Genomic DNA, 24,693 nt, shown 5'->3' with positions numbered 1-24,693 from the left:
CGCTCTCAAAGAAACACATGAGCGACTCCGTGGTCTCCCTCACCCCCTCCGCGCCCCCGGCGCCCATCCGGCATGACTGGACGCTCGCCGAGATCCAGGCGATCCACGACATGCCGCTGCTCGATCTCGTCCATCGGGCGGGCACCGTGCACCGGGCGCACAACGACCCCGCCGACATCCAGCGGGCGGCGCTCCTGTCGATCAAGACCGGCGGCTGCCCCGAGGATTGCGCCTATTGCCCGCAATCGGCCCACCACAAGGGCGCCAACCTTCCCCGCGAGCGGCTGATGCCGGTCGAGGCCGTGCTGAAGGAGGCCGCCGCCGCCAAGGCCAACGGCGCGCACCGCTTCTGCATGGGCGCGGCGTGGCGCAAGCCGAAGGACGGGCCGGACTTCGACGCGGTGCTGGAGATGGTGCGCGGCGTGCGCGGCCTCGGCATGGAGGCCTGCGTCACGCTCGGCATGCTGACGCAGAGCCAGGCGCAGCGCCTCGCGGAGGCCGGGCTCACCTCCTACAACCACAACCTCGACACCGGCCCGGACTTCTACGGCGACATCATCTCGACCCGCACCTACGACGACCGGCTCCAGACCCTGGAGCATGTCCGGCAGGCCGGCATCGGCGTCTGCTGCGGCGGCATCGTCGGGATGGGCGAGCGGGTGCGCGACCGGGCCGAGATGCTGCTGGTACTCGCCAACCACGCCCCTCACCCGGAGAGCGTGCCGATCAACGCGCTGGTGGCCGTCGAGGGCACGCCGCTGGAGGATCGCCCGCCGATCGATCCGCTCGACCTCGTGCGGATGTGCGCCACCGCCCGCATCGTCATGCCGAAGGCCCGGGTTCGCCTCAGCGCCGGCCGCAAGAGCCTGACCCGCGAGGCTCAGATCCTGTGCTTCCTGGCCGGGGCCAATTCGATCTTCTACGGCGAGCGCCTGCTCACCACCGCCAACAACGAGGCCGACGCCGACGTCGAGTTGCTGCGCGACATCGGCGTGCCGGTGCCCGAGGTGACGCTCGCCGCGGCCGAGTAGGCGGGAGCGGCCCGCATGGCCGCTTTACCTTGACTTCACCCGCCTCCCGTGAATGGTGCCGGCTCACTCAAAAGAGCCCGCCATGCACCGTTACCGTTCCCATACCTGTGGGGCGCTCCGCCCGTCCGATGTCGGGCAGACCGTCCGCCTGTCCGGCTGGTGCCACCGCATCCGCGACCATGGCGGCGTGCTCTTCATCGACCTGCGCGACCATTACGGCCTGACGCAGTGCGTGATCGATTCCGACTCGCCCGCCTTCAAGGCCGCCGAGACCGCCCGCTCCGAATGGGTGATCCGCATCGACGGCCGGGTCCGCACCCGCCCCGCCGGCACCGAGAACGCCGAGCTGCCGACCGGCGCGGTCGAGGTCTATATCGATGATCTCGAAGTGCTCGGCCCCGCGGGCGAACTGCCGCTGCCGGTCTTCGGCGACCAGGAATATCCGGAGGAGACCCGGCTCAAGTACCGCTTCCTCGATCTGCGCCGGGAGAAGCTGCACGCCAACATCATGAAGCGCGGCGCGATCATCGACTCGCTCCGCCGCCGCATGCGCGAGGGCGGTTTTTTCGAGTTCCAGACGCCGATTCTGACGGCTTCGAGCCCCGAGGGCGCTCGGGACTACCTCGTGCCGTCCCGCGTCCACCCGGGCAAGTTCTACGCGCTGCCGCAGGCGCCGCAGCAATTCAAGCAGCTCACGATGATCGCGGGCTTCGACCGCTACTTCCAGATCGCGCCCTGTTTTCGCGATGAGGACGCCCGCGCCGACCGCTCCCCGGGCGAGTTCTACCAGCTCGATATCGAGATGAGCTTCGTCACGCAGGAGGACGTGTTCCAGGCGGTCGAGCCGGTGCTGCGCGGCGTGTTCGAGGAGTTCGCGAACGGCAAGCGCGTGACGAAGGAATTCCCGCGCATCACCTACGCCGACGCGATGCTGAAATACGGCGTCGACAAGCCGGACCTGCGCAACCCGCTGATCATCGCCGACGTCACCGACGAGTTCGCCGACGACGCGGTGGAGTTCAAGGCGTTCAAGGGCGTCATCAAGTCGGGCGGCGTGGTGCGCGCCATTCCCGCGACCGGGGCCGCCGGCCAGCCACGCTCGTTCTTCGACAAGCTCAACGACTGGGCCCGCTCGGAAGGCGCGCCGGGGCTGGGCTACATCGTGTTCGAGGAAGAGGGCGGGGCGCTCACCGGCAAGGGGCCGATCGCCAAGTTCATCCCGGCCGCGATCCAGGCGCGGATTGCCGAGAAGGCCGGGGCCAAGGCGGGCGACGCGGTGTTCTTCGCCGCCGGCGCCGAGGCCAAGGCCGCCGCGCTCGCCGGCAAGGCGCGCATCCGTATCGGCGACGAGCTCAAGCTCTCCGACACGGACCAGTTCGCCTTCTGCTGGGTCGTCGACTTCCCGATGTACGAGTGGAACGAAGAAGACAAGAAAATCGACTTCTCCCACAACCCGTTCTCGATGCCGAACTATGATCGCGACGAATTCCTCGCCCTGGGCGAGGAAGACTCGCAAAAAATCCTCGGGATCAAGGCGTTCCAGTACGACATCGTCTGCAACGGCATCGAGCTGTCCTCGGGCGCGATCCGGAACCATCGCCCCGACGTGATGGAGAAGGCCTTCGCCATCGCCGGCTACGGGCGGGACGTGCTGGAGGAGAAGTTCGGCGGCATGCTGAACGCGCTTCGCCTCGGCGCCCCGCCGCACGGCGGCATCGCGCCGGGCGTCGACCGCATCGTCATGCTGCTGTGCGAGGAGCCGAACATCCGCGAGGTCGTGCTGTTCCCGATGAATCAGCGCGCCGAGGATCTGATGATGGGCGCGCCCGCCGAGGCGACCCCGAAGCAGCTGCGCGAGCTGCACATCCGGCTCAACCTGCCCGAGAAGAAGGGGTGAGGCAGATGCTCGAACCCTCCCCCCTCTGCGGGGGAGGGTGCCTGCGGAGCAGGCGGGAGAGGGGAACGCTCTCTCCGGAAACGTCGCTCCCCTCACCCGACCCGCTTCGCGGGCCACCCTCTCCCGCGGAGGGGAGAGGGAAGTCGCGCGGGACCTGATGTTGCCCGACCTCACCGCCATCGTCGTCGCCCACGACAGCGCGGACGCCCTGCCCGCCTGCCTCGCGGCACTCGCGCGCGAAAAAATCCCGGCGATCGTGGTCGACAACGCGAGCCGCGACGCCTCGGTCGCGGTGGCCCGTGCCCACGGCGCGCGGGTGATCGCCCATCCCCGCAACGAGGGCTATGGGCGGGCCAACAATATCGGCGTGCGCGCCGCCGAGGGGGCAGGGCACGTCCTCATCCTCAATCCCGACCTCGTGCTGCAGCCGGGCGCCGCCGCCGCGCTGCTCGCCGCGGCGCAGGCCTGGCCCGATGCCGGCCTCCTGGCGCCGCGCATCCACGAGCCGGACGGGCGCTTCTTCTACCAGCCGCGCTCGCTGCTCGCCCCCTACCTCACCAACCCGAAGGGCCGGCTGGCGCTGCCCGAGGGTGATGCCTGCGCGCCCTTCCTCTCCGGCGCCTGCCTGATGATCGAGCGCGCGCTCTTCCTCGAACTCGGCGGGTTCGACGAGAACATCTTCCTGTTCTACGAGGACGACGACCTCTGCCGCCGGGTGGCCGATGCCGGCCGCGCCCTGGTCCATGTCCACGGCGCGGTGGCCCTGCACGGGCGCGGGCGCTCCTCGGCCCCTGCCCCCGGCCGGGTCTTCCGGACGCGCTGGCATCAGGCTTGGTCGCGGGCCTACGTCTCCAGAAAATACGGCCTGCCCGATCCGAGCCCCGGCCTGCTCGCCGCCAACGCGCCGAAGGCGGCGCTCTCCGCCCTCGTCCTCCGCCGCGGGGGGCTGGAGCGCTACGGCGGCTCGGCGGCTGGGGCGCTGGCCGCCCTGCGCGGGCAGAGCGCGCTGGCCCGCGAGGGGCTGGCGCCATGAGCCCGTTCTCCGGTCCGACCGTCGGGCAGGCGCTGGCGCGCCCCCACAACGGCTTCTCCTCCTTAAGGCTGGCGCTCGCGCTGATGGTGGTGGTCTCCCACGCCTTCAGCGTCGTCTCCGGCAACGGGCTCGACGAGCCGCTCGCCCGCAGCACCGGCTTCTCGCTCGGCGAGCACGCGGTGAACGGCTTCTTCGCCGTCTCCGGCTTCCTCGTTACCATGAGCTACGACCGGCGCGGCTGGCGCGACTACGTCATCGCCCGCTCCTTGCGCATCGGGCCGGGCCTCGTCGCCGCGACCCTGGCGGTCTCGCTGCTGCTCGGCGGCGCCCTCACCCGGCTGCCGCTCGCCGAGTACCTCGCCTCGCCGGAACTGTGGCGCTTCGTGCGCGGCACGCTCCTGTCCTTCAAGAGCAATGCCAGCCTGCCCGGCCTGTTCGAGGCCAACCCCTTCCGCAGCCCGCTCGGCACGGTCTGGACCCTGAAATACGAGACGATCTGCTACGCGGGCGTCCTCGTCGTCGGGCTGTGCGGGCTGCTGCGCCGCCGCTGGGCCGTGCCGGCGCTCACCGCCGCCCTGGCGCTGGCTCTGGCGACGCTGGAAGTCGTGCGGCCGGAAATGTCGAAGGGGACCGAGACGGCCCTGCGGCTCCCGCTGATCTTCGCCTTCGGCGCCTGCCTCTACCTGTGGCGCGACACCATCCGCCTCACGGCGTGGCCGCTGCTCGGCCTCGCCGCCGCCCTCCTGCTTCACGGCCACGCGCCGGCCCGGACGCTGCTGTTCCTGTCCGAGAGCTACGCGGCGGTCTGGCTCGCCTTCCTGCCCCCCCTCGCCCGCCCGGCCCTCGACCCGCCCGCCGACCTCTCCTACGGGGTCTATCTCTACGGCTGGCCGATCCAGCAGAGCCTGCATGCAGGGTTCCCCGCCGCCTCCGCGCTCGCGCTGCTGCCTCCCGCGCTGGTTCTCGCCCTGCTCGTCGCGGCACTCTCCTGGTACGCCGTCGAGAAGCCGGCCCTGCGCCTCAAGGCGCGGGCGCTCGGACGGCGCACGCTGGGCACCATCGAGCCCGCCGCCCCCTGAAGCGGAATTGATCCGCGCCCGCCCCCGGCGCGTTCGAAGAGGGCGAGGCGTGTCGCCGTGCCGCCGTGGTGGGGCGCCCCGCGCGCCCTAGCTACGGTGCTGGGCCGCTCGTCCGCCATCGGCCCGCCCTTTTCCCGGAAAGCCGGATCACCGCCCGCCATGAAGGTCGTCGTGGATCTCAACCGCTGCCAAGCCTACGCGCAGTGCCTCTACGCGGCGCCGGGGCACTTCGCCCTGCATGGCAAGGAAGCCCTGGTCTACGACCCCTCCCCCGACGAGGCGGCGCGGGGCGAGATCGAGCGGGCCGTCCACGCCTGCCCGGTCCGGGCGATCACCGCCTTCTCCGACGCCGCACCGAAGGATGGAGAAACCCGGTGACGGCGGCCCCCGCGCGCATCGTCGTCGTCGGCGCCTCCCTGGCGGGCCTCACCGCCGCGCAGCGCCTGCGCGAGCGGGGCTATGCCGGGGCACTGACCCTGGTCGGCGACGAACCCCACCTCCCCTACGACCGGCCGCCGCTCTCCAAGCAGGTGCTGCGCGGGCCCTACTCCGCCGACACCACCCTGCCTCGCCCCCCCGATCTTGCAGTGGAATTCCGCCTCGGCCAGCCGGCGACCCGGCTCGATCTGTCGGAGCGTGTGGTCGAACTCGGTAACAGTAGCCGCCTGCCCTACGACCGCCTGCTGATCGCCACCGGCACCCGGGCGCGGCCCTGGCCCAATCCGGAGGAGGCGGCGCTGGCCGGCGTCTTCACCCTGCGCGGCCGCGACGACGCACAGCGTCTCGGCGCCTGCCTGCAGGCCAAGCCGCAACGCGTCGTCCTCGTCGGCGGCGGCTTTATCGGCTTCGAGGTCGCCTCGACCTGCCGCGATCTCGACATCCCGGTCACCGTCCTGGTGCGCGACGCGGTGCCGCTCGCCGCGGCGCTCGGCCCCCGCCTCGGCGGCCTGATCGGCGAGGTCGCCCGCGAGCGGGGCGTGGATCTGCGCCTCGAATCCGAGATCGAGCGGATGGAGGCGGAGAACGGACGCCTGTCCGCCGTGACCCTGAAGGACGGCGCGCGGATCGAGACCGACTGCCTCGTCGCGGCGATCGGCACCCTGCGCAACGTCGAGTGGCTCGAAGGCTCCGGGCTCGAGGCCGACGCCAAGGGCCTGCGCTGCGACGCCTTCTGCCGCGTGCTGCGCGCGGACGGCCGCGTCGCCGAGGGCGTTTTTTGCGCGGGCGACATCGCCCGCTGGCCGAACCCGCACGACGACGACGCGCTGGTGGCGGTCGAGCACTGGGGCAATGCCCGGGCGCAAGCCGAGACCGCCGCCGCCAACATGCTCGCGGGCGACACATCGGCCATGCGCCGCCACGACCACCTGCCCGATTTCTGGTCGCAGCAATTCGGCCTGACGATCAAGCTCGTCGGCCTAGCGGACGGCGCCGACGCCTTCGCCGTGATGCACGGCTCGCTGGAGGCGCGCCGCCTCGTGGCCGCCTTCGGCCGGGACGGCCGCACCATCGCGGCGGCCTCGATCGACAGCGCCCGCTGGCTGCCCGCCTACAAGGCCGCGATCCGCGAGCGCGCGCCGTTCCCGCCGATCACGGATGCCGTCGATCAGCCCGGCATCCGTGTGCAGGAGCCCTGACCCCGTGAGCGGAAGCACCCTGTTCGAACAGATCCTCGATCCCGCCCACCGGGCGAACCCCTACCCGCTCTACGCCGAGATGCGGCGGGTGCCGGTCGCGCGGCAGGCCGACGGCACCTACGTCGTCAGCACCCATGCCGAGCTGGCGCGGCTGATCTCCGACCCGCGGATCAGCTCGGACGACCTGCCCGACCCCCAGAAATTCCGCTGGACCGGGCACCCCGTCACCGACCTGCTGGTGCGCCCGGTGCGCGCCGAGATCCGCAAGCGCCACCGCCCCTTCATCTTCCGCGATCCGCCGGACCACGACCGCTTGCGGGGCCAAGTGATGCGCTGCTTCACGCCGGAGCGGGTGCGCGGCATGCGCGCGAAGACGCAAGCCATCACCGACGACCTGATCGGCAAGATGCGGGACAAATCCCGCATCGATCTCGTCGACGACTTCTCCTATCCGCTGCCCGTCACCGTGATCTGCGAGTTGCTCGGCGTGCCGCCGGAGGACGAGTCGCAGTTCCACGGCTGGGCGACGCAGCTCGCCACCGCCCTGGAGCCGAACCAGCGCGGCGACGAGGAGACTCAGGCCAAGAACGAGGTCTGCTTCAACGAGATCGCCGACTACCTCCAGGGGCTGATCAAGGAGAAGCGCAAGGACCCGCAGCAGGACATCCTCTCCGACCTCGCCAATGACGGGGACGGGATGAACGATTTCGACCTGATCGCCACCGCCGTGCTGCTGCTGGTAGCGGGCCACGAGACCACGGTGAACCTGATCACCAACGGCATGCTGACGCTGCTGCGCTTCCCCGAGCACCGGGAGCGCCTGCGCGCCGAGCCCGATCGCGCGCCGCGCCTGATCGAGGAATTGCTGCGCTACGAGCCGCCGGTCCATTACCGCACCCGGCTCGCGCTCGCCGACATCCCGGTGGCCGGGATCACGATCCCCAAGGACGCTCCGGTGATCTTTCTGCTGGCCGCCGCCAACCGCGATCCGGCGCGCTTCCCCGATCCCGACCGCTTCGACCCCGACCGGCCCGACAACCGCCATCTCGGCTTCGGCGGCGGGCTGCACTACTGCGTCGGCGCGCCGCTCGCGCGGATCGAGGCGGAGGTGGCCCTGGTCAGCCTCGTGCGGCGGCTGAAGGGCGTGTCCCTGGTCGAGGACCCGCCGCCCTACCGGCCGGGGGCCTCGCTGCGTGGGCCGCGGCACCTGCGGCTGGCGCTGGAGGGTGTCGCGGAGGGGTGATCCCTCTCCGATGAGGCACTCGGATGCCGCGGGTTATCCCCTCTCCCCGCAGGCGGGGAGAGGGAGTGCATAGGCGGTGTACCGATACCTGTTGAAGCCAAAAGAAAAGCGCCCGGCCTTCTCGGCCGGGCGCTTCCCTGAAACGTCCTTGCGGATGCGTCTTACGCGGTCAGCACCGTGGAGGGCTCGACCTTCACGCCCGGGCCCATCGTCGAGGTGACGGCGATGCGCTGGATGTAGGTGCCCTTGGCGCCGGCGGGCTTCGCCTTGGCGACCGCATCGGCGAAGGCCTTGATGTTCTCGACGAGCTTCTGCTCGTCGAAGGACACCTTGCCGACGCCAGCGTGGATGATGCCGGCCTTCTCGACGCGGAACTCGACCGCGCCGCCCTTGGCGGCGGCGACCGCGCCCTTCACGTCCATGGTGACCGTGCCGACCTTCGGGTTCGGCATCAGGCCGCGCGGGCCCAGCACCTTACCGAGACGGCCGACCAGCGGCATCAGGTCCGGGGTCGCGATGCAGCGATCGAACTCGATCTTGCCGCCCTGGACGATCTCGAGGAGATCCTCGGCACCGACGATGTCGGCACCCGCCGCCTTGGCGTCGTCCGCCTTGGCGCCGCGGGCGAAGACCGCCACGCGGACCGTCCGGCCGGAGCCGTTCGGCAGGTTGCAGACGCCGCGGACCATCTGGTCGGCGTGGCGCGGGTCGACGCCGAGATTCATCGAGATCTCGACGGTCTCGTCGAACTTGGCCGAAGCCTTCGACTTCACCAGCTTGATCGCCTCGTCGATGGCGTAGAGCTTCATCGGCTCCAGACCCTCGCGGGCAGCGCGGATGCGCTTTCCTTCGCGTGCCATATCGCCCTCCCTTACGCGACGACTTCGAGGCCCATGGCTCTTGCGGAGCCACGGATCATCGCGACCGCCGCATCGACGGAGTCGCAGTTCAGGTCGGGCATCTTCTTCTCGGCGATCTCGCGAAGCTGGGCTTCGGTGATCTTGCCGACGGTCGGGCCCTTGCCCGGGGTCTTGGAGCCGGAGGCCGGCTTCTTGCCGATCTTCAGGCCCACCGCCTTCTTCAGGAAGAAGGTGACCGGGGGCTGCTTCATCTCGAAGGTGAAGGAGCGGTCCTGATACGCGGTGATGATCACCGGAATCGGGGTGCCCTTCTCCATCTGCGCGGTCTTCGCGTTGAAGGCCTTGCAGAATTCCATGATGTTGAGGCCGCGCTGACCGAGCGCGGGGCCGATCGGCGGCGACGGGTTGGCGGCGCCGGCCGGGACCTGAAGCTTCACGTAGCCCGTGATCTTCTTCGCCATGGGACTGCTCCCAAATGTTGCGCGTCGCCGGGCTGCCGAGGCACGGACGGACGGGCGGTTGCAGGTCGCGGTGCGATCCGTGGATCCCGGAGGCGAAGCCGGGCGGATCTCCCGCGGGTTGTGGCGACGCTCTCAGCGAAGCGCCGCCGTTTCCGGGCCGCGGCAGGGCCGCCGGCCGGGAAAATCGGCGATCGGTCAGGTCAGCGCCGACCGATCGCGAAATGCGAAAAAATCAGACCTTCTCGACCTGACCGTATTCCAGCTCGACCGGAGTGGCGCGGCCGAAGATCGACACCGCCACCTTGAGGCGCGAGCGGGCATCGTCGATTTCCTCGACGGTGCCGTTGAAGGAGGCGAAGGGCCCGTCGGAGACGCGCACCGTCTCGCCGATCTCGAAGGAGACCGTGTGCTTCGGGCGGTCGACGCCCTCCTGCACCTGTCCCTTGATGCGCTCGGCCTCGGCGTCCGGAATCGGCACCGGCTTCGCCTTGTCGGCACCGAGGAAGCCGGTGACCTTCGGGGTGTTCTTGATGAGGTGATAGACCTCGTCGGTGAGGTCGCACTTCACCAGCACGTAGCCGGGGAAGAACTTGCGCTCGGCATCGACCTTGCGGCCGCGGCGCACCTCGGTGACCTTCTCGGTCGGCACCATGACCTCGTCGAACAGCTCGGTCAGCCCGCGCTGGGCCGCCTGGTCCTTGATGGACTGGGCGACCTTGTTCTCGAAGTTCGAGTAGGCGTGGACGATGTACCAGCGCTTCGACACGGGTCTTCTCAACTCCTCGGCGTCCGGGAACGCCCGAAACGATCGTTAGGCGCCGATGCCCAGGATGAAGCCGACGCCGACGCGCAGCACCTGATCGACGGCGACGAAGAACAGGCTCGCGACCACCACCATGATGAACACCATCATCGTGGTGACGGTGGTCTCCTTGCGGGTCGGCCACGTGACCTTGCGGGCCTCGTCGCGCACCTGGCCCAGGAACTCGGCCGGGCCGACGCGCTTCGGGGCCGGGCGCGCGGGCGGCGTCGCGCGCTGGGGCGGTACGGGCGCCGCGCCGCGATTGGGTCCGCGCGCCGCGTCGGCTTTCTTGGTCGCTTCGTTCGATGCCATGGCGCAACTGAAACCGGACAGGGCTCCGGGAACCGCCGATCGCGGTGCGCGGACGAAACGTCCCACACCGACGGATTCTGAGGATCTCGGAATGCGCCCGCTCTAGCGCAAGTGATCCGGCTTGTCGATGGGTTCGAAAGAGGGCCGCCGCGAGGAGCAGTTAGGCTGCGCCGTGGCAGGAGTGGAGGGACTCGAACCCCCAACCCCCGGTTTTGGAGACCGGTGCTCTGACCAGTTGAGCTACACTCCTACGGCGCGCGCGGCGCGGCTCGCGTCATGCCGCAACCGGACGCCCAAAGCAAGGGCGGAACGCGGCGGGCCTTCCCGGGGCTAGTCGTCTTCCCCCTCTCCCGGCTCGAAATCCCCGCCCCCGAAGGAATAGGCCGCCTCGACGAGGTAGGGGCCGCCGCCGCGCGAGGTGCGGGCGGAGAACAGGGCGGCGCGCCGCGCCGTGAAGGTGAGGCGGGGGAACACGCCGGCCTCGCTGAGGGTGCGCGCCACAGCCTCCGGCCCGGCCTCGCGATTGAGCCGGGCGAGCGTCACGTGGGGCGTGAACTTGCGCCGCTCCGGCGCCGCGCCGGCCCGGCGGGCGATGCGCTCGTGCTCCTCCTGCAGATCGGTCAGGTCCGGACTCGGCACGACGGAGGCGTAGATCGCCCGCGGCCGGTCGCCGCCGAAGCTCGCGAGCCCGTCGAGGGTCACGCTGAAGGCCGGGCGCGCCCGCGCCTCGGCCAGCCCCGCATCGAGATCGGCGGCGACCACCTCGTCGACCTCGCCGAGGAAGCGCAGGGTGATGTGGTAGTCCGACGGCTCGATCCAGCGCGCGCCGGGCAGGCCGCCGCGGAAGAACGACAGCCGCTCGGCGATCTCCGGCGGGATCTCCAGGCCGGTGAACAGGCGCGGCATCGCTACTGTCCCTTCGGCTCCGGCGCCTGCCCGAGGCGGCCGAGGAAGGTCTCGACGGTGGGCCGAATGCCCTCGACCACCCGCTCGACGCCCTTGGCGGTGGGGTGCAGCCCGTCATCCATGGTGTTGGCGCGCTGGCCCGCAACACCGTCGAGGAAGAACGGGTAGAGCACGAGGTCGTGCGCTTTCGCGAGATCGGGATAGATGGCGTCGAACCGGGCGCGGTACTCGGCGCCGAGATTGGGGGCCGCCAGCATGCCGGCGAGCAGCACCGGGATGCCGCGCTCCTTCAGCCGCACGATGATCGTCTCCAGCGCCTTGCGGGTCACCGCCGGATCGGTGCCGCGCAGCATGTCGTTGGCGCCGAGTTCGAGAATCACCCCCTGGGTCCCATCCGGCACCGACCAGTCGAGCCGGTCGAGCCCTCCGGTGCTGGTGTCGCCCGAAACCCCGGCATTGGCGATCTCGACCTTGTACCCCTTGGCCTTCAGCGCCCGCTCCAGCACCGCGGGGAAGGCGGCATCGGCCGGCAGGCGGTAGCCCGCGGTGAGGCTGTCGCCCAGGGCCACGAGCTTCAGGGGCGGCTGCTCGGCCCGCGCGGCGCCGGGCCGCAGAGCGGCGGCGCCAACGAGCGTGGCTGCGGCGAAGAGGAGCATCAGCGCGGCCCTGCGGTCCGGCCGGCGCAGCCCCACATCGGACCCGTCCGCCTCGCGCCGGGCGTCCAAGCGTGACAAAAGGCGTGACACAAGCCTGCCGGATCCGGCCTCCGCCTCGTTCGCGTGGTGCAAGACCGTATCCTTTCGCTCGGAGCAGCCCGTGTGGCGGCTCGTGTGGCTCCCAAGTCGCTCATCAAGATCGGTCGGTGCCTGATGTCGAACAAGGCCGTCTCCCTGTCGCAGATCGAGCTGAGCCTCGGCCGCGGCCCCGCGCGGGTGCATGTCCTGCGCGGCATATCGCTCGATGTCGAGCGCGGCGAGGCGGTGGGGCTCGTCGGACCGTCGGGCTCGGGCAAATCGACCCTGCTCACGGTGATGGCGGGGCTGGAGCGGCCCGAATCCGGCCGCGTCACCATCGCCGACACCGATCTCGGGCCGCTCGACGAGGACGGACTCGCGCGCTTCCGCGGCCGCAACATCGGCATCGTGTTCCAGGCCTTCCACCTCGTGCCGACCATGACCGCGCAGGAGAACGTGGCGCTGCCCCTCGAACTCGCGGGGGCACCCGACCCGCATCGGCGGGCGGCGGCGGAACTGGAGGCGGTGGGGCTCGGCCACCGTCTGCGCCACTATCCGGCGCAGCTCTCCGGCGGCGAGCAGCAGCGGGTGGCGATCGCCCGCGCCCTCGCACCCGATCCGGCGATCCTGGTCGCCGACGAGCCGACCGGCAACCTCGACGAGGCGACCGGGCGGCAGATCGTCGATCTGCTGTTCGGACTCAAGCGCGACCGCGGCGCGACCCTCGTTCTGGTGACGCACGATCCCGGCCTTGCCCGGCTGTGCGACCGCACCGTGCGCCTGCGCGCCGGGCGGATCGAGACGCCGGCCGCGGCACAGGGCGCCTGAAACAACATTGCCTTCCGGTGCCGTGCAGGCGCCGAAAGGCAAGTGTTTTCCGGACGTTGAGAAGGCCTGTTCGCGCGTGGCTTCAAGCCGCGCAGCAGAACGGCAAAATGTCAGGCGCTCAGCGGGGCACCGATCCGGGCGCGGAGCTGGGCCCGCAGATTCTGGTTGGCGGCACTGCGATCGGCATCCAGGGCCCACATCAGGCGCAGGAGCCGGCTGATCGGCAGCGCCCGGTCCTCGATGGCCTCGGCGACCTGCTGCTGGAGGGATTTCGAGGTCGTCACGAACGTCTCGGCCGTGGTCTGCATGAGTCGTATCCGAAAGCGGGCTCGCCCCCCGCGGGGCGCGCTCTTAAACGGTTCCAAATCGCATGGCCATAGGTTTGCCGGCTCGCAGTTAGCGCTTCCTTGGGAGGCGCCAACAGTGCCTCACAGCTTTTTGACACCGCCCCGTCGCAGTCAGGCGGCCGGACCGGACATCAGGCGAGGGGCGAGCGCGCGTAGCCGTCGAGCAGGTCCTGCGGATCGCGGTAAATCGCGACGCAGCCGGCCGCCGAAAGCTCGGCCTCAGCGAAACCGCCGCAGAGGACTCCGATCGTCGAAAGTCCAGCACGGGCAGCGGCTTGCGCATCGTAGGGCGTGTCACCGACCACCATCACCGCCTCCTTCTGGAGGCCGGGAAGCTTTTCCAGCACCGCTTCGAAAATGTCGGGATGCGGCTTGGAGCGGTCGGCATCGTCGGAGGTCGTCACCACGTCGACGAGATCCGTGATGCCGAGGATCTTCTGATAGTTCTCGACCTCGTCCGCCTTGCCGGAGGAGGCGAGGGCGACGGTCTGGCCTGCATCTCGGACATGGCTGAGCAGTGCCCTCACCGCGGGGAATGGCTTGGCCTGCGAGAGGTAGGCTCGCTTGAACAGATCCGAGCGGTAGTCTTCGATCGCCTTGCCCTCGCGGGCCAGCCGATCCGCGTCCACGAAGACCGGCAGCAACTGGTCGCCGCCCTTGCCGATCTGGTGGCGGACCTCCGCCTCCTCCGTCTCGATCCCGAAATGCGCGAAGGCCTCGACCCAGGCGCGGGCATGCAGATCGACGCTATCGAGCAGCGTGCCGTCGATGTCGAACACGACGGCCTTGACGCGGGCGGACATGCGGACCCGCCGTCAGCGCGGGAAGAGGTGGAGGCCGTCGTCGGGCAGGAGGTTGCGGGCCGGTCCGCCGGTCTGCTGGCCGCGCCCCTGCTGATAGTAGGGCAGTTCGGGACGGCGATCGTTTCCGCTGCCGGAATCGTACTCCCAGGGCGCACTCCACGGTGCCCGACCGCTCACCGCCGGCACGGCGGGCCCGGTGTAGAACGCATCCCCTGCCCCCAGCGGCCCCGCCGCCGCGGCGCCGGCCGCCAGCATCGTGCCGAGAAAAACGGCGGCAGCACCTCGTCCGATCAGCGCGCGCATCGCTCGTCCGTCCTCGATCCTGGAAATGCTCCGGGAGTGCATCCCGGGCGGGCCCCGCCCGCGGAGCGTGAGGGGAAACGGCCGAGCCTCGCCGGCGTTCCCGGTGCGATTGCCCGCCCCGCATTCCTGCATCTGCCTCGCGGTCTTGTATCGGCTTCCCCGAAAGGCGGCGGCCCCGCTTTCGCGGGCGGTACCCCGAAAAGCGAAGCCCGCCATCCTCGGGGGACGGCGGGCTCTCGAACCGCGTTCCGTTCAGGGGAGCGGCTCAGTGGAGGACGACAGCCTCGGCTCCGGCGCGGGACTTGGCGCGGCCGGCGGCCGGCTGAACCTTGGAAGCCGTCTTGGAACCCGTCTTGGAGGTCGTCTTGGGCGCCGCCTTCACCGCCTTGGCAGCGGGCTTCTCGGCGGCCTTTTCGGCGATCTTGGCGACAGTCTTGGCGACGGTCTTGGCGACGGTCTTGGCAGGAGCCGTGACCGGCGTCTGGACGGCCTTGGCGCGGCTGGCACGGGGCTTGGCGGCCTTGACCGGAGCGGCGACCGCCTCGGCCTCGAGCGCCGGCACGGTCCGCCGCAGCTCGGCCTCGGCCTGCAGCCAGTGGGCCTCGGCCCGGCCGAACACCCGGCCCTCGCCTTCCCAGATGTAGTAGGCGCGCTCGCGCACGCTGTTCTCGCACACCACCATGAAGCTCTCCCGAAATCGTCCGACGTGAGTTCGAACGATGGAAGTTCATGGTTAAGAGTCGGTTAACCGCGTTTCGCACCGCGGGAGAGACGGCGGTGGTTCGCCCGCACCTTGCGGCGATAGCCGGCCACCACCGCCCCGTGGGAGGCGCCCGTGGCGAGCTGCATCGCCGCCTCGCCGGCCGCGAGCACCTTCTCGCTCACCATGCGCTGCGCCTCCGCCTGCGCGGCGGTGCCGCCGGCCGCGAGCTTGGCCATCCGCAGGGCGATCACCGACTGGGCCTCGAAGGCGAGCAGGGTCGTGTCGAGGCCGAGCTTCCACCACGTCGCGAACATCGAATGGATCCTCTGGTCACCATGCGGCCTCGCTTCCAACGGACATCCGAACCGACAGAAGCAAGCCGCGCTCGCCTATGGCCGCGCTTTGGAGCGACGCAAAGACACAAATCGAGACTACAAGATCGAGAGGCCCCGTTCCGGCCACCACCGGTGATCGCGGCGGCCGAAACAGGTGTCCGCGCTCAGTCGAAGCTGCGGCCCTTGGCGGCGGAGCCGCCGAGGCTGATCTTGACCTTCTTCGGCTGGGCCGCCTGGGCGCCCCGGCCGCGCGCGACCGGCACCTCGGCCTCGGGCGCCGCCTGGGCCGGCTTCAGACGGGACTGGCCGTAGATCACCGAGCCGATCTCGCCCACGGCCCGGATCAGATCCTCGCGCTCGCAGGCGCGAGCGACCTTCAGGCCGAGCTGGTGCATGTGGCTTTTGCCGTAGAGATAGGCCGCGAGCTTGGCCCGGGTCAGGGCCGGGATCGTCTCGAGGATGTAGGGCAGATCGTACTCGTCGGCGCGGTAGACCTCGCCGAGCAGTTCGAGCGAGACCGGGCATTCCGGATCGACGGTCGCGCCGGTGGTCGGGTGGGCCTGGGTCATGGGTCACCTGCTGTCGGTGCAAAGGGCGAGGGAGAGGGTGAGGAAAGCGGCGAAGGCGCGTCGGAGGCCGGCGCTTCCGCCACGGAGGAGGGCATGAACGCCTGCAGGGCAGAACGCCCGGCGAGGCATCCGGTGCAGACCGAGGCGATCGCGATCCGGGCGCGCCGGTCGCTGCGCTCCCAGGCGGATTCCCTGCGCGCGGTCCCGGCGGCGGGCGGGCCGCCCGTCGGCCCGGCCGCCGCAGCCCCGTCGAGCCGGGCTTCCGGGTTCGCGCGGATCCGCAGGTAGAGCGGCTCCTGCGCCCGCACAGCGGTGATCGAACCGCAGAGGATCCCGAGCAGGGCGGCTGCGCGGACCGCCCTACGCCCCGGGCACGCCGAGGCGGCCCACCGTGCGGCGCGTCCTGCCGTACGGTCCGATCTCATGCCGGTTGTCATGCGGATGCGCGGGTCTCGCCGTGGCGGTTGCGGGCGCCGGTCCCCGCATCGGGGCGTCCGGGCCGTCCAGAATCGGCCGGGATGGTCAACAAGACCTTAACCGCGACATCGGCTGGAGGCGAGGCATCCAACGCGAAAAAGCCCGGCGCGCGGCCGGGCTCTTTCGGGGAAGCCCGGCGGTCCGGTGGGGACCGCCGGGGGATCCGGATCTTATGCCAATCGGCGATGATCATGACTCACCGCCGATGGCCCGCGCGACGGTGCGGCGGCGGTCGTCCGCCGGACGCCCGGAACAGGACCATCGGTCATGATCCGGGCCGCTTGGTATTAGTACGAGCCGAACTTGTAGTTCAGGCCGGCGCGGACGACGGCGAACTCGGTGTCGCGGACCTGCTGACCGCCGCTGACGAGCACGACGCCCGGGTTGGTCACGGTGACCGTGCGGCCCGCGTTGTCGACCGCGAAGGCGCCGCGGCCGCCGGAGTTGCGGTCGAGGTTCACGTAGAGACCTTCGACCTTCAGCGTCACGGCCGAGGACTTGAAGAAGTTCAGGAACGAGTCGGTCGGGAGAGCGTACTCGACACCGCCACCCGCGACCCAGCCGGTCTGGAAGTCGTCGCTCGACACGCCGGTGCCGAACTCGCGACCGCCGCCCGAGCCGTAGGCGAAGCCGCCGGTGCCGTACACGAGGGTACGGTCGAAGGCGTAGCCGAGGCGACCGCGGACGGTGCCGAAGAAGTCGAGGCCGGAGAGGCCGCCCGGGTTGAACACCTGCTGGGCCGCCAGCGGGCTGGTCGTGAGGAAGCGGTTCCGGTTACGGCCGAAATCGGCGTACTGGGCGTCCGCCTCGACACCGATCACGACACCGGAGCCCGGGGTGAACTGATAGTTGTAGCCGATCTGGCCACCGCCGACGAAGCCCTCGTTGGACTCGCGGTTGTTGAAGGCCACCACGGCGGTGGTGCCCGGGGGCACGAGCAGGGAGGCCGGGCCGACGCCGATCACGGTCGGGGCGCGGTCGTCCTGGGTACCGAAGCCGTAGCCGGCGTTGAAACCGGCGTAGAAGCCCGTCCAGGTGAAGACCGGCACCGGCTGGAACACCGGCGGCGGGGCGGCGCGGCGCGGAAGGTCGGCGGCCGAGGCGGCGACCGTGGCGGCAACGAGCGCGCTCGAAGCGAGAAGCAGGCTTTTCATCGTGTCGTGTCCTGGTTTGGCGGGAGCCGGTGTTGGTGTGAAGTGGTCCGGGGATCCTCCCCGGTATCCGTCGCCCTCCTGCGATGAAGCGTTCAATGCACCCGAACCCGTCAACGAAAGGTGAAGCTTACCCGGCCGTGAGGACTCGATCAGGCCCGATGTGTCATTGCGCACATCGACGGCTCGTCTTGTCGAAACCTGGCAACAGTCAAATTCTGGAGGAAAGTCTTCCGGATATACGGTTAACGATCGGTTGCGCCATCATCGTAAGCCCACATTAACCTTGTTCGGGCGATCCTCGGCGCGCCGGCGCCCGCTCCCGGAGCCGGCCCGACGGATTGCGCTGTTCATGTCCCTCGATTCCGGCTCGCCCCGACCGCGCGGTCCCCTTGCCTGGACGATCAAGATGTCGCTGATCGTCGGCCTCGGCGCCACGGCCCTCGCCCACCACGTCGCCAAGCCGGCCGGCAAACCGGGCGTGCACGTGATCGACCCCGAGGTCACCGGCTCGATCGGAACCAGCGCGCGGACGACGCGCCTCGATCCCTGCACGCTGCGTGGAAACCTCGCGAACTGACGCGTCCTGTCACGGCGGCGCTCCGGGCGGCGGCCGGTTCCTCGCCGGCACGAAAACGCCGCCGCCGACCCGCTTGGGCGGATCGCGGGATGCTTGCGGCGCAACGGTACTCGGCCCGCGGGAGGCGGCTGCGGGGGCACGGTCGATTGACAAGCAGGCAGAGGGGTCTAAGTGTCGCGCGCGTTCGGACGCGTGACGGCGTACCGCGCACGGCTCTCGCGATCATCCGCCGGCGCGAGCTCTGAGCCCCAGATCGGCCCACTCCACGCGCGCAAATGGTTTCCCACACCCGATGTCTTTCGCCGATCTTGGACTGAGTGACAAGGTACTCCAAGCCGTCTCCGCGGCCGGCTACACCGAGCCGACGCCGATCCAGGCCCAGGCGATCCCGCACGTGCTCGCCCGGCGCGACGTGCTCGGCATCGCCCAGACCGGCACCGGAAAGACCGCCGCCTTCACCCTGCCGATGCTGACCATGCTGGAGACCGGCCGGGCGCGGGCGCGCATGCCGCGCACCCTGATCCTGGAGCCGACCCGCGAACTCGCGGCGCAGGTCGAGGAGAATTTCGAGCGCTACGGCACCAACCACAAGCTCAACGTGGCGCTGATCATCGGCGGCGTCTCCTTCGCCGACCAGGACGCCAAGCTCACCCGCGGCACCGACGTGCTGATCGCGACGCCGGGGCGCCTGCTCGACCATTTCGAGCGCGGCAAGCTGCTGCTCACCGGCGTCGAGCTTCTCGTCATCGACGAGGCCGACCGCATGCTCGACATGGGCTTCATTCCCGACATCGAGCGCATCGTGAAGATGGTGCCCTTCACGCGCCAGACGCTTTTCTTCTCCGCCACCATGCCGCCGGAGATCGAGCGGCTGGCCGACATGTTCCTGCACAACCCGCAGCGGGTCGAGGTGGCGCGTCCCGCCTCCACCGCCACGACCATCGAGCAGCGTCTGGTGGCGACGGGCGCCGAGGGCCATGAGAAGCGCAAGGTGCTGCGCCACCTCATCCGCTCGGCGAGCGAGCTGCAGAACGGCATCATCTTCTGCAACCGCAAGCGCGACGTCGCCCAGCTCCAGCGCTCGCTGACCAGCCACGGCTTCAACGCGGCGGCTTTGCACGGCGACATGGACCAGCGCGCCCGCATGGCCGCCCTCGACGGCTTCCGCAGCGGCGAGGTTCCGCTGCTCGTGGCCTCCGACGTCGCCGCCCGCGGCCTCGACATCCCGGCGGTGAGCCACGTCTTCAACTTCGACGTGCCGCACCATCCGGAGGACTACGTCCACCGGATCGGCCGCACCGGCCGCGCCGGACGCTCGGGTGCGGCCTTCACCCTGGCGAGCCGGGCCGACGAGCGCTCGCTCTCGGCGATCGAGAGCCTGATCGGCCGGCCGATCGAGTGGCTCGACGGCGACCTCGCCTCCCTGCCCGACGACGCGGAGGGCGACGAGCCGCGCCGCCGCCGCGGCACCCGCCGGGCCAAGGGAAGCGAGCGGGGAACCGAGCGAAGCTCCGAGAAGACGAGCGAGCGGGCGACCGAGCGGCCGAGCGAGAGCCGATCGCGCGGCCGCCGGCCGGCCTCCGATCGCGGCCGCGGCGAGGGTCGCGGCGAGGATGTCCGTCGCGAGCCGATCCGCGAGCCGGAGCCGGTTTCCCCGGCCCGCGAGCCCGTCCGCAGCGCTCCCGAGCGGTCCCGCTCCGAGCGCCGTCCCCCGCGCCGCGACGAGGATGACGACACGCCGGTCGGCCTCGGCTCGCACGTCCCGGCCTTCCTGCTGAAGCCGACCGGGTTCGGGAAGAGCAAGTAACGGCCGGCGGGCGCATCGTGGGCCCACCCGAACGTCTCTCGCAGGATGTCTCTCGCGGCGGCGCTCCGGTCGCCGGCGCTGAGCGGCCGCCGGGCGTTTTGTGGGCCCCTCTTAACGTCCTGGCGAGGTTCTGAAGCGACACTCCGGCGGAGCGGACGATGCGGGCGGCGTGCCCCGTCCGCAGGAGCCTACGTCACCGGATGAGCCACGGCCCCGATCTCGACCGTGATCGCAGTTTCGTGCTCGCGCAGCGCAGCTTCGAGCTGATGCGCGACTACTGTGCCTGCGCCACCCCGCGGGCCTACGCGGTGTGGTACCTCTACGTGTCGGGCACGCAGCCGCTGATGAACGACGCGATCAAGCGGCTCACGACGCAGAACGGCACGCTGACGAGCGCCGACATCGAAGGATTGCACGACACCTACATCGACGGGCGCCGCCTCGCCCTGGAGGTGGATCGGATGAATTCGAGCCTCATCGCCGAAGTCGAGGGCATCATGGAGATGATCGAGGTCTCGATCCGCTCCACGACCCAGTACGGCGAGTCGCTCCAGGCCCTGTCCCACGACATCGCCAACACGGCCACGACCCGGACCCGCCTGCGCGAGATCGTCACGACGATCATCGCCAACACCCGCGACGTGACCGCCAACAACCGCACCCTCGAAGCGCGGATGCGCGAGAGCCGGAGCGAGATCGAGGGCTTGCGCGAGACGCTGGAAGCGGCCCGCCTTGAGAGCCTGACCGATGCCCTGACCGGCCTTGGCAACCGCAAGAGCTTCGAGACGGCGCTGCACCGGGCCTGCGAGGTGCCGGAAGCCGGGCGCCGGCCGACGAGCCTGATCGTCCTCGACATCGACTACTTCAAGCGCTTCAACGATCTCTACGGCCACCTGACCGGGGATCAGGTGCTGCGCCTCGTCGCCGTCGTCATGCGCGAGCATGTGGCGCAGCCGGGCGCGACGCTCGCCCGCTTCGGCGGCGAGGAGTTCGGCATCGTCCTGCCGGAGACGGACTTGGCCGAGGCCCGCGCCGTCGCGGAACGGGTGCGCACCAGCGTGACCGGCCGCGAGCTCGTGAAGCGCTCGACGGGCGAATCGCTCGGCAAGGTCACCGTGTCGCTCGGCGTGGCGACCCGCCGCGAGGACGACAACGCCGTCTCGTTGCTGGAGCGGGCGGATGCCTGCCTGTTCGCCGCCAAGCGCGCCGGGCGCAACCTCTGCCTCGACGAGACCGAGGCCTCGGTTCTGCGCGACGTCGCCTGAGATCAGGGAGGGGGCCGGGGCCCCTCGCGGTCAGGCCGGGGCGCCGGCGGCCAGGCGTTCCGGATTGACGGGTGTGATCGCCACCGACTCGCCGCAGCCGCAGGCCGAGGTCTGGTTCGGGTTGTTGAACACGAACTGGGACGACAGCTTGGTCGTCTGGAAGTCCATCTCGGTGCCGAGCAGGAACAGCACCGCCTTGGGGTCGATGAACACGGTCACGCCCCGGTCCTCGATCACGTCCTCGCCGGCTTTCCGCTCCTCGGCATATTCCATCGTGTAGGACATGCCGGCGCAGCCGCCGTTCTTCACGCCGACGCGCAAGCCGGCGATCGGCTTCTCCGCATCGGCCATGATCGCCTTGAGCCGATCCGCGGCGCGGTCGGTCAGCGTGATCACCTTGAAACCTGACATCGTGGTCTCTCTCCTGCGGCCGGGTTCAAGGCCCGGGCGGGTGAGGGGTTTTCGTACACCTGAAAAGATAAGCACTCCCGCAGCACCGGTCCACTGCGAGACCCGATGCGCCGGCCGATTGCAGCCGTGCTATGCTGAATCGGTGACGGAGGGTGCGATGGCCGATCCTGCGCGGCGGCGGATGACGCCGGACGAGTTTTTCGCCTGGCAGCTCCATCAGGACGAGCGCTACGAACTCGTCGACGGCATTCCGGTCCTGCGCCACCGGATGATGACGGGCAGCAGCGCGCAGCACGACCGAGCCACCGTCAACATCATCGCCTCGCTGCACACGCAGCTGCGCGGCTCGGGCTGCCGTCCGACGACGGCGGATATCGCGATCCGAACCGGCATTCGTGGCCTGCGACGCCCCGATGTGACGGTCGAGTGCGCCGAACTCGTCCGCGACACCTACGAGGCCCGCGAACCGCGGCTGGTCGTCGAGGTCGCCTCCCCCTCGACGAGCGCCGTCGACCGAACGCGCAAGCTGGAGGAGTACAAGCGCCATCCGACCCTGCGCTGCATCCTCCTCGTGGAGACCATCCTGCCGCAGGTTCTGCTCTATCGCCGCAACGACGAGGGCTGGGCGATCGAGACGTTCGACGGGCTCGAGGCGGTGGTGGACCTGCCCGAGATCGGGGCGCGGCTGGCGCTGTCGGACATCTACGACGGATTGACGTTCGAACCACGATGGGATCCGGCCGATACCGTGCCGGAAGCCTGACCCGGTTTCCGGTGGATCCCTTCCGTACCGTCCTATCGTGGATTCCGGGTTCGCTTCTCAGCGCCCCGGAATGACGGTGGTGAGGACGGAACCGAACTTGTCACCCGGAAGCCGTATCGGACCGATCCTGCGCGACAACGAGATCGGCCGACGGAACCGCCCCTCACCACATGTCGAGGGCGACGCGGGCCTCGTCGGACATCCGGCTCTGGTCCCACGGCGGGTCGAACACCATCGTGACCTGGCAGGACTGCACGCCCGGCACCGCCGAGACCGCGTTCTCGACCCAGCCCGGCATCTCGCCGGCCACGGGGCAGCCCGGAGCGGTCAGGGTCATGTCGATCAGCACGCGCCGGTCGTCCTCGATCTGCACCCGATAGATCAGGCCGAGTTCGTAGATGTCGGCGGGAATCTCGGGATCGTAGACGGATTTCAGCGCGACGACGATCTCGTCCGTCAGGCGGTCGATTTCTTCCGCCGGGATCGCGGAAGCCGCCGCGAGGGCGGGGGTGTTGGTGCCCCCGGTGATGGTGGCGTCGGTGCTCATCGGATCACTCCTTCCGGCCGCCGCGTCCGACGGCCGAAACGTTTCCAAAACTTAGGCGAACAGCATCTCGGCCTTGGCCAGGGCCTCGGCGAGGGCGTCGATCTCGTGGGTCGTATTATACAGGCCGAACGAGGCGCGACAGGTGGAGGTCACGCCGAAGCGGGTCAGCAGCGGCATGGCGCAGTGCGTGCCCGCCCGCACGGCCACGCCCTGCCGGTCGATCACGGTGGCGATGTCGTGGGCATGCGCGCCCTTCACCTCGAAGGCGATGACGCCGCCCTTGTCGCGGGAATTGCCGATCTGACGGATCGAATTCATCGCGCCGAGCCGCTCCTGCGCGTAGGCCGTCAACATCGCCTCGTGCGCGGCGATGTTCTCGCGCCCGAGCTTCATCATGAATTCGAGCGCGGCGCCGAGGCCGACCGCCTCGATGATCGCCGGCGTGCCCGCCTCGAAGCGGTGGGGCGGGTCGTTGTAGGTGATCGCATCCTGGCTCACCGTGCGGATCATCTCGCCGCCGCCCTGGTAGGGGGGCAACCGGTCGAGCCACTCCTTCTTGCCGTAGAGCACACCGATCCCGGTCGGGCCGTAGACCTTGTGGCCGGTGAAGACGAAGAAGTCGCAATCGAGCGCCTGCACGTCGATCGGGCGGTGGACGGCGCTCTGCGCCCCGTCGAGCAGCACCGGCACGCCGTGGGCGTGGGCGATGCGCACGATCTCCTCCCCCGGCGTCACCGTGCCGAGCACGTTCGACATATGGGTGAGCGCCACCATCTTGGTGCGCGGGCTGAACAGCTTTTCGTACTCTTCGACGAGGAAGTTGCCGTCGTCGTCCACCGGCGCCCACTTGATGACGGCTCCGCGCCGCTCGCGCAGAAAGTGCCAGGGCACGATGTTGGAGTGGTGCTCCATGATCGAGAGGATGATCTCGTCCCCCTCCCCGATCAGCCCGGCCCAGCCCATCGACGAGGCGACGAGGTTGTAGGCCTCGGTGGCGTTGCGGGTGAAGATGATCTCGTCGGTGGAGCGCGCGTTGAGGAACTGGCGCGTGGTCTCGCGCGCGCCCTCGAACCCCTCGGTCGCGGCATTGGCCATGTAGTGCAGGCCGCGATGGACGTTGGCGTAGCCCGTCTCCATGCAGGAGACCATCGCATCGATCACCGCCTTCGGCTTCTGCGACGAGGCGGCGTTGTCGAGATAGACCAGCGGCTTACCGTAGACCTTTTCCGAGAGGATCGGGAATTCTTTTCGGATCGCTTCGACGTCGTAGGGGGCAGGAACGGGTGCATTCATGAAAGGGCGCTCGCGAATTCCCCTCCGGTGGCGGAGGGTGCCTCGCGCAGCGAGGCAGGAGAGGGATAACCCCGATCCGCGATGGCCGCGCCGACGGCGTCCATCACCGCACCGGGATTGCTCAGAACGAGGTCGGTGGAGAAGCACAGGACGAGGAAGCCCTGGGCTGCCAGCCACGCATTGCGGGCCTCGTCGCGTCGGCGACGATCATCGGTCTCATGCACCGGACCGTCGATCTCCACGACCAGTTTGGCCGACGCACAAAAGAAGTCGGCGATGAAGGGCGAGATCGGCACCTGGCGCTTGAACTTGGCGCCGCGGAACCGGCCACCGCGCACCTGCTCCCAGAACAACGCCTCGGCGTGCGGCATGTCATGGCGCTGTGCGCGAGCGAAGCGGCGCAGGCGGGGTGAGACCTCATTCAGCCTCGGACGCTTGTCCATTGCCAATCCCCCATCGTACGCACCGCCCTCTCCCCTCCGCGGGAGAGGGTGGCCCCCGAAGGAGGTCGGGTGA

Annotated in this window: 29 protein-coding genes and 1 tRNA gene; 12 read left to right on the top strand and 18 right to left on the bottom strand. The window is 69.9% G+C overall.

Annotated elements, in window-relative coordinates; genetic code table 11:
* The first annotated feature begins 17 nt into the window (after positions 1 to 17).
* From bioB to MPPM_RS21450, 7 genes are all read left to right on the top strand, one after another.
* Entirely contained in the window at positions 18 to 1,031 is a 1,014-nt protein-coding gene (gene bioB / locus MPPM_RS21480; RefSeq protein WP_096486789.1) for a biotin synthase BioB, read from the top strand.
* Between the two features lie 82 nt (positions 1,032 to 1,113).
* Entirely contained in the window at positions 1,114 to 2,928 is a 1,815-nt protein-coding gene (aspS, locus tag MPPM_RS21475; protein WP_096486788.1) for an aspartate--tRNA ligase, read from the top strand.
* A 157-nt stretch (positions 2,929 to 3,085) separates the two neighbouring features.
* The gene (locus MPPM_RS21470) at positions 3,086 to 3,961 is read left to right on the top strand and encodes a glycosyltransferase family 2 protein (RefSeq protein WP_096486787.1); all 876 of its coding nucleotides are present in this window, start codon (positions 3,086 to 3,088) and stop codon (positions 3,959 to 3,961) included.
* Complete coding sequence (locus MPPM_RS21465) at positions 3,958 to 5,040, top strand: acyltransferase family protein (RefSeq protein ID WP_096486786.1); 1,083 nt, start codon at positions 3,958 to 3,960, stop codon at positions 5,038 to 5,040. Before MPPM_RS21470 ends, MPPM_RS21465 begins: the two co-directional genes overlap by 4 nt.
* 159 nt (positions 5,041 to 5,199) lie before the next feature.
* On the top strand, positions 5,200 to 5,418 hold the full coding sequence (locus MPPM_RS21460; RefSeq protein WP_096486785.1) for a ferredoxin: 219 nt from the start codon (positions 5,200 to 5,202) through the stop codon (positions 5,416 to 5,418).
* Positions 5,415 to 6,677 (top strand): NAD(P)/FAD-dependent oxidoreductase, encoded by a 1,263-nt coding sequence (locus MPPM_RS21455; RefSeq protein ID WP_096486784.1) that lies wholly within the window; start codon positions 5,415 to 5,417, stop codon positions 6,675 to 6,677. The genes MPPM_RS21460 and MPPM_RS21455 overlap by 4 nt, the downstream gene beginning before the upstream one ends.
* A gap of 4 nt (positions 6,678 to 6,681) precedes the next feature.
* The gene (locus MPPM_RS21450) at positions 6,682 to 7,920 is read left to right on the top strand and encodes a cytochrome P450 (protein ID WP_096486783.1); all 1,239 of its coding nucleotides are present in this window, start codon (positions 6,682 to 6,684) and stop codon (positions 7,918 to 7,920) included.
* Between the two features lie 161 nt (positions 7,921 to 8,081).
* On the opposite strand, the gene rplA is transcribed toward MPPM_RS21450, so the two are convergent.
* From rplA to MPPM_RS21415, 7 genes are all read right to left on the bottom strand, one after another.
* The gene (gene rplA / locus MPPM_RS21445) at positions 8,082 to 8,780 is read right to left on the bottom strand and encodes a 50S ribosomal protein L1 (RefSeq protein ID WP_096486782.1); all 699 of its coding nucleotides are present in this window, start codon (positions 8,778 to 8,780) and stop codon (positions 8,082 to 8,084) included.
* A gap of 11 nt (positions 8,781 to 8,791) precedes the next feature.
* On the bottom strand, positions 8,792 to 9,241 hold the full coding sequence (gene rplK / locus MPPM_RS21440) for a 50S ribosomal protein L11 (protein ID WP_003597508.1): 450 nt from the start codon (positions 9,239 to 9,241) through the stop codon (positions 8,792 to 8,794).
* Positions 9,242 to 9,473: 232 nt separating this feature from the next.
* The gene (nusG, locus tag MPPM_RS21435; protein WP_003597503.1) at positions 9,474 to 10,007 is read right to left on the bottom strand and encodes a transcription termination/antitermination protein NusG; all 534 of its coding nucleotides are present in this window, start codon (positions 10,005 to 10,007) and stop codon (positions 9,474 to 9,476) included.
* A gap of 45 nt (positions 10,008 to 10,052) precedes the next feature.
* A complete protein-coding gene (secE, locus tag MPPM_RS21430) occupies positions 10,053 to 10,355 on the bottom strand; it encodes a preprotein translocase subunit SecE (protein ID WP_096486781.1) in 303 nt (100 codons plus the stop codon).
* A gap of 173 nt (positions 10,356 to 10,528) precedes the next feature.
* Positions 10,529 to 10,605: transfer RNA gene (locus MPPM_RS21425), tRNA-Trp, on the bottom strand.
* A gap of 80 nt (positions 10,606 to 10,685) precedes the next feature.
* Positions 10,686 to 11,261 carry an RNA 2',3'-cyclic phosphodiesterase gene (gene thpR, locus MPPM_RS21420; protein WP_096486780.1) on the bottom strand — a complete coding sequence of 192 codons (576 nt, stop codon included), beginning with the start codon at positions 11,259 to 11,261 and terminating at the stop codon, positions 10,686 to 10,688.
* 2 nt (positions 11,262 to 11,263) lie between these two features.
* On the bottom strand, positions 11,264 to 11,917 hold the full coding sequence (locus MPPM_RS21415; protein ID WP_096487964.1) for an arylesterase: 654 nt from the start codon (positions 11,915 to 11,917) through the stop codon (positions 11,264 to 11,266).
* A 213-nt stretch (positions 11,918 to 12,130) separates the two neighbouring features.
* On the opposite strand from MPPM_RS21415, the gene MPPM_RS21410 reads away from it, so the two are divergent.
* Entirely contained in the window at positions 12,131 to 12,823 is a 693-nt protein-coding gene (locus MPPM_RS21410) for an ABC transporter ATP-binding protein (RefSeq protein ID WP_096487965.1), read from the top strand.
* Positions 12,824 to 12,933: 110 nt separating this feature from the next.
* Here MPPM_RS21410 and MPPM_RS21405 read toward each other — a convergent pair whose 3' ends face one another.
* From MPPM_RS21405 to MPPM_RS21370, 7 genes are all read right to left on the bottom strand, one after another.
* Positions 12,934 to 13,131, bottom strand: coding sequence for a hypothetical protein (locus tag MPPM_RS21405; protein WP_096486779.1), 198 nt, complete (start codon positions 13,129 to 13,131; stop codon positions 12,934 to 12,936).
* A 170-nt stretch (positions 13,132 to 13,301) separates the two neighbouring features.
* Positions 13,302 to 13,973, bottom strand: a complete 672-nt coding sequence (locus MPPM_RS21400; RefSeq protein WP_096486778.1) for an HAD family hydrolase — start codon at positions 13,971 to 13,973, stop codon at positions 13,302 to 13,304.
* Between the two features lie 12 nt (positions 13,974 to 13,985).
* Positions 13,986 to 14,276, bottom strand: coding sequence for a hypothetical protein (locus MPPM_RS21395; protein WP_096486777.1), 291 nt, complete (start codon positions 14,274 to 14,276; stop codon positions 13,986 to 13,988).
* 265 nt (positions 14,277 to 14,541) lie between these two features.
* Positions 14,542 to 14,958, bottom strand: coding sequence for a DUF2934 domain-containing protein (locus MPPM_RS21390; RefSeq protein WP_096486776.1), 417 nt, complete (start codon positions 14,956 to 14,958; stop codon positions 14,542 to 14,544).
* A gap of 62 nt (positions 14,959 to 15,020) precedes the next feature.
* On the bottom strand, positions 15,021 to 15,293 hold the full coding sequence (locus MPPM_RS21385) for a hypothetical protein (protein ID WP_096486775.1): 273 nt from the start codon (positions 15,291 to 15,293) through the stop codon (positions 15,021 to 15,023).
* Between the two features lie 185 nt (positions 15,294 to 15,478).
* Positions 15,479 to 15,883 carry a hypothetical protein gene (locus MPPM_RS21380; RefSeq protein ID WP_096486774.1) on the bottom strand — a complete coding sequence of 135 codons (405 nt, stop codon included), beginning with the start codon at positions 15,881 to 15,883 and terminating at the stop codon, positions 15,479 to 15,481.
* 764 nt (positions 15,884 to 16,647) lie between these two features.
* Positions 16,648 to 17,514 carry an outer membrane protein gene (locus MPPM_RS21370; protein ID WP_096486772.1) on the bottom strand — a complete coding sequence of 289 codons (867 nt, stop codon included), beginning with the start codon at positions 17,512 to 17,514 and terminating at the stop codon, positions 16,648 to 16,650.
* A gap of 349 nt (positions 17,515 to 17,863) precedes the next feature.
* Between MPPM_RS21370 and MPPM_RS21365 the strand changes: the two genes are divergently transcribed.
* From MPPM_RS21365 to MPPM_RS21355, 3 genes are all read left to right on the top strand, one after another.
* On the top strand, positions 17,864 to 18,091 hold the full coding sequence (locus tag MPPM_RS21365) for a hypothetical protein (protein WP_096487963.1): 228 nt from the start codon (positions 17,864 to 17,866) through the stop codon (positions 18,089 to 18,091).
* Between the two features lie 292 nt (positions 18,092 to 18,383).
* The gene (locus MPPM_RS21360; RefSeq protein ID WP_096486771.1) at positions 18,384 to 19,898 is read left to right on the top strand and encodes a DEAD/DEAH box helicase; all 1,515 of its coding nucleotides are present in this window, start codon (positions 18,384 to 18,386) and stop codon (positions 19,896 to 19,898) included.
* A 200-nt stretch (positions 19,899 to 20,098) separates the two neighbouring features.
* Positions 20,099 to 21,163: a GGDEF domain-containing protein gene (locus MPPM_RS21355; protein ID WP_244573377.1), complete on the top strand. Its 1,065-nt coding sequence runs from the start codon at positions 20,099 to 20,101 to the stop codon at positions 21,161 to 21,163.
* A gap of 30 nt (positions 21,164 to 21,193) precedes the next feature.
* On the opposite strand, the gene MPPM_RS21350 is transcribed toward MPPM_RS21355, so the two are convergent.
* Positions 21,194 to 21,574, bottom strand: a complete 381-nt coding sequence (locus tag MPPM_RS21350) for a HesB/IscA family protein (RefSeq protein WP_096486769.1) — start codon at positions 21,572 to 21,574, stop codon at positions 21,194 to 21,196.
* A gap of 157 nt (positions 21,575 to 21,731) precedes the next feature.
* Between MPPM_RS21350 and MPPM_RS21345 the strand changes: the two genes are divergently transcribed.
* Positions 21,732 to 22,337 (top strand): Uma2 family endonuclease, encoded by a 606-nt coding sequence (locus MPPM_RS21345; protein ID WP_096486768.1) that lies wholly within the window; start codon positions 21,732 to 21,734, stop codon positions 22,335 to 22,337.
* A 163-nt stretch (positions 22,338 to 22,500) separates the two neighbouring features.
* Here MPPM_RS21345 and MPPM_RS21340 read toward each other — a convergent pair whose 3' ends face one another.
* Genes MPPM_RS21340 through MPPM_RS21330 form a run of 3 tightly spaced genes read right to left on the bottom strand, consistent with a single transcriptional unit; the run spans position 22,501 to position 24,620 of the window.
* Complete coding sequence (locus tag MPPM_RS21340) at positions 22,501 to 22,884, bottom strand: SUF system Fe-S cluster assembly protein (RefSeq protein ID WP_012456166.1); 384 nt, start codon at positions 22,882 to 22,884, stop codon at positions 22,501 to 22,503.
* 51 nt (positions 22,885 to 22,935) lie between these two features.
* Positions 22,936 to 24,177, bottom strand: coding sequence for a cysteine desulfurase (locus tag MPPM_RS21335; RefSeq protein ID WP_096486767.1), 1,242 nt, complete (start codon positions 24,175 to 24,177; stop codon positions 22,936 to 22,938).
* Entirely contained in the window at positions 24,174 to 24,620 is a 447-nt protein-coding gene (locus tag MPPM_RS21330) for an endonuclease domain-containing protein (protein ID WP_096486766.1), read from the bottom strand. The genes MPPM_RS21335 and MPPM_RS21330 overlap by 4 nt, the downstream gene beginning before the upstream one ends.
* Positions 24,621 to 24,693 lie beyond the last annotated feature (73 nt).

The organism is Methylorubrum populi (genome assembly GCF_002355515.1).
GTDB classification, from domain to species: domain Bacteria; phylum Pseudomonadota; class Alphaproteobacteria; order Rhizobiales; family Beijerinckiaceae; genus Methylobacterium; species Methylobacterium populi_A.
This window is presented reverse-complemented; position numbering and strand designations above follow the sequence as displayed.

Bases quoted from the DNA above. Each gene is read 5' to 3' on its own strand.
- MPPM_RS21360 (WP_096486771.1), top strand. From the start codon at position 18,384: ATGTCTTTCGCCGATCTTGGACTGAGTGACAAGGTACTCCAAGCCGTC.
- MPPM_RS21365 (WP_096487963.1), top strand. From the start codon at position 17,864: ATGTCCCTCGATTCCGGCTCGCCCCGACCGCGCGGTCCCCTTGCCTGG.
- MPPM_RS21380 (WP_096486774.1), bottom strand. From the start codon at position 15,883: ATGACCCAGGCCCACCCGACCACCGGCGCGACCGTCGATCCGGAATGC.
- MPPM_RS21350 (WP_096486769.1), bottom strand. From the start codon at position 21,574: ATGTCAGGTTTCAAGGTGATCACGCTGACCGACCGCGCCGCGGATCGG.
- MPPM_RS21400 (WP_096486778.1), bottom strand. From the start codon at position 13,973: ATGTCCGCCCGCGTCAAGGCCGTCGTGTTCGACATCGACGGCACGCTG.
- rplA (WP_096486782.1), bottom strand. From the start codon at position 8,780: ATGGCACGCGAAGGAAAGCGCATCCGCGCTGCCCGCGAGGGTCTGGAG.
- MPPM_RS21345 (WP_096486768.1), top strand. From the start codon at position 21,732: ATGGCCGATCCTGCGCGGCGGCGGATGACGCCGGACGAGTTTTTCGCC.
- MPPM_RS21395 (WP_096486777.1), bottom strand. From the start codon at position 14,276: ATGCGCGCGCTGATCGGACGAGGTGCTGCCGCCGTTTTTCTCGGCACG.
- MPPM_RS21385 (WP_096486775.1), bottom strand. From the start codon at position 15,293: ATGTTCGCGACGTGGTGGAAGCTCGGCCTCGACACGACCCTGCTCGCC.
- MPPM_RS21415 (WP_096487964.1), bottom strand. From the start codon at position 11,917: ATGCTCCTCTTCGCCGCAGCCACGCTCGTTGGCGCCGCCGCTCTGCGG.
- MPPM_RS21335 (WP_096486767.1), bottom strand. From the start codon at position 24,177: ATGAATGCACCCGTTCCTGCCCCCTACGACGTCGAAGCGATCCGAAAA.
- MPPM_RS21355 (WP_244573377.1), top strand. From the start codon at position 20,099: ATGAGCCACGGCCCCGATCTCGACCGTGATCGCAGTTTCGTGCTCGCG.
- MPPM_RS21470 (WP_096486787.1), top strand. From the start codon at position 3,086: ATGTTGCCCGACCTCACCGCCATCGTCGTCGCCCACGACAGCGCGGAC.
- thpR (WP_096486780.1), bottom strand. From the start codon at position 11,261: ATGCCGCGCCTGTTCACCGGCCTGGAGATCCCGCCGGAGATCGCCGAG.
- MPPM_RS21370 (WP_096486772.1), bottom strand. From the start codon at position 17,514: ATGAAAAGCCTGCTTCTCGCTTCGAGCGCGCTCGTTGCCGCCACGGTC.
- rplK (WP_003597508.1), bottom strand. From the start codon at position 9,241: ATGGCGAAGAAGATCACGGGCTACGTGAAGCTTCAGGTCCCGGCCGGC.
- MPPM_RS21340 (WP_012456166.1), bottom strand. From the start codon at position 22,884: ATGAGCACCGACGCCACCATCACCGGGGGCACCAACACCCCCGCCCTC.
- MPPM_RS21390 (WP_096486776.1), bottom strand. From the start codon at position 14,958: ATGGTGGTGTGCGAGAACAGCGTGCGCGAGCGCGCCTACTACATCTGG.
- aspS (WP_096486788.1), top strand. From the start codon at position 1,114: ATGCACCGTTACCGTTCCCATACCTGTGGGGCGCTCCGCCCGTCCGAT.
- MPPM_RS21410 (WP_096487965.1), top strand. From the start codon at position 12,131: ATGTCGAACAAGGCCGTCTCCCTGTCGCAGATCGAGCTGAGCCTCGGC.
- MPPM_RS21465 (WP_096486786.1), top strand. From the start codon at position 3,958: ATGAGCCCGTTCTCCGGTCCGACCGTCGGGCAGGCGCTGGCGCGCCCC.
- secE (WP_096486781.1), bottom strand. From the start codon at position 10,355: ATGGCATCGAACGAAGCGACCAAGAAAGCCGACGCGGCGCGCGGACCC.
- MPPM_RS21460 (WP_096486785.1), top strand. From the start codon at position 5,200: ATGAAGGTCGTCGTGGATCTCAACCGCTGCCAAGCCTACGCGCAGTGC.
- MPPM_RS21405 (WP_096486779.1), bottom strand. From the start codon at position 13,131: ATGCAGACCACGGCCGAGACGTTCGTGACGACCTCGAAATCCCTCCAG.
- MPPM_RS21330 (WP_096486766.1), bottom strand. From the start codon at position 24,620: ATGGACAAGCGTCCGAGGCTGAATGAGGTCTCACCCCGCCTGCGCCGC.
- bioB (WP_096486789.1), top strand. From the start codon at position 18: ATGAGCGACTCCGTGGTCTCCCTCACCCCCTCCGCGCCCCCGGCGCCC.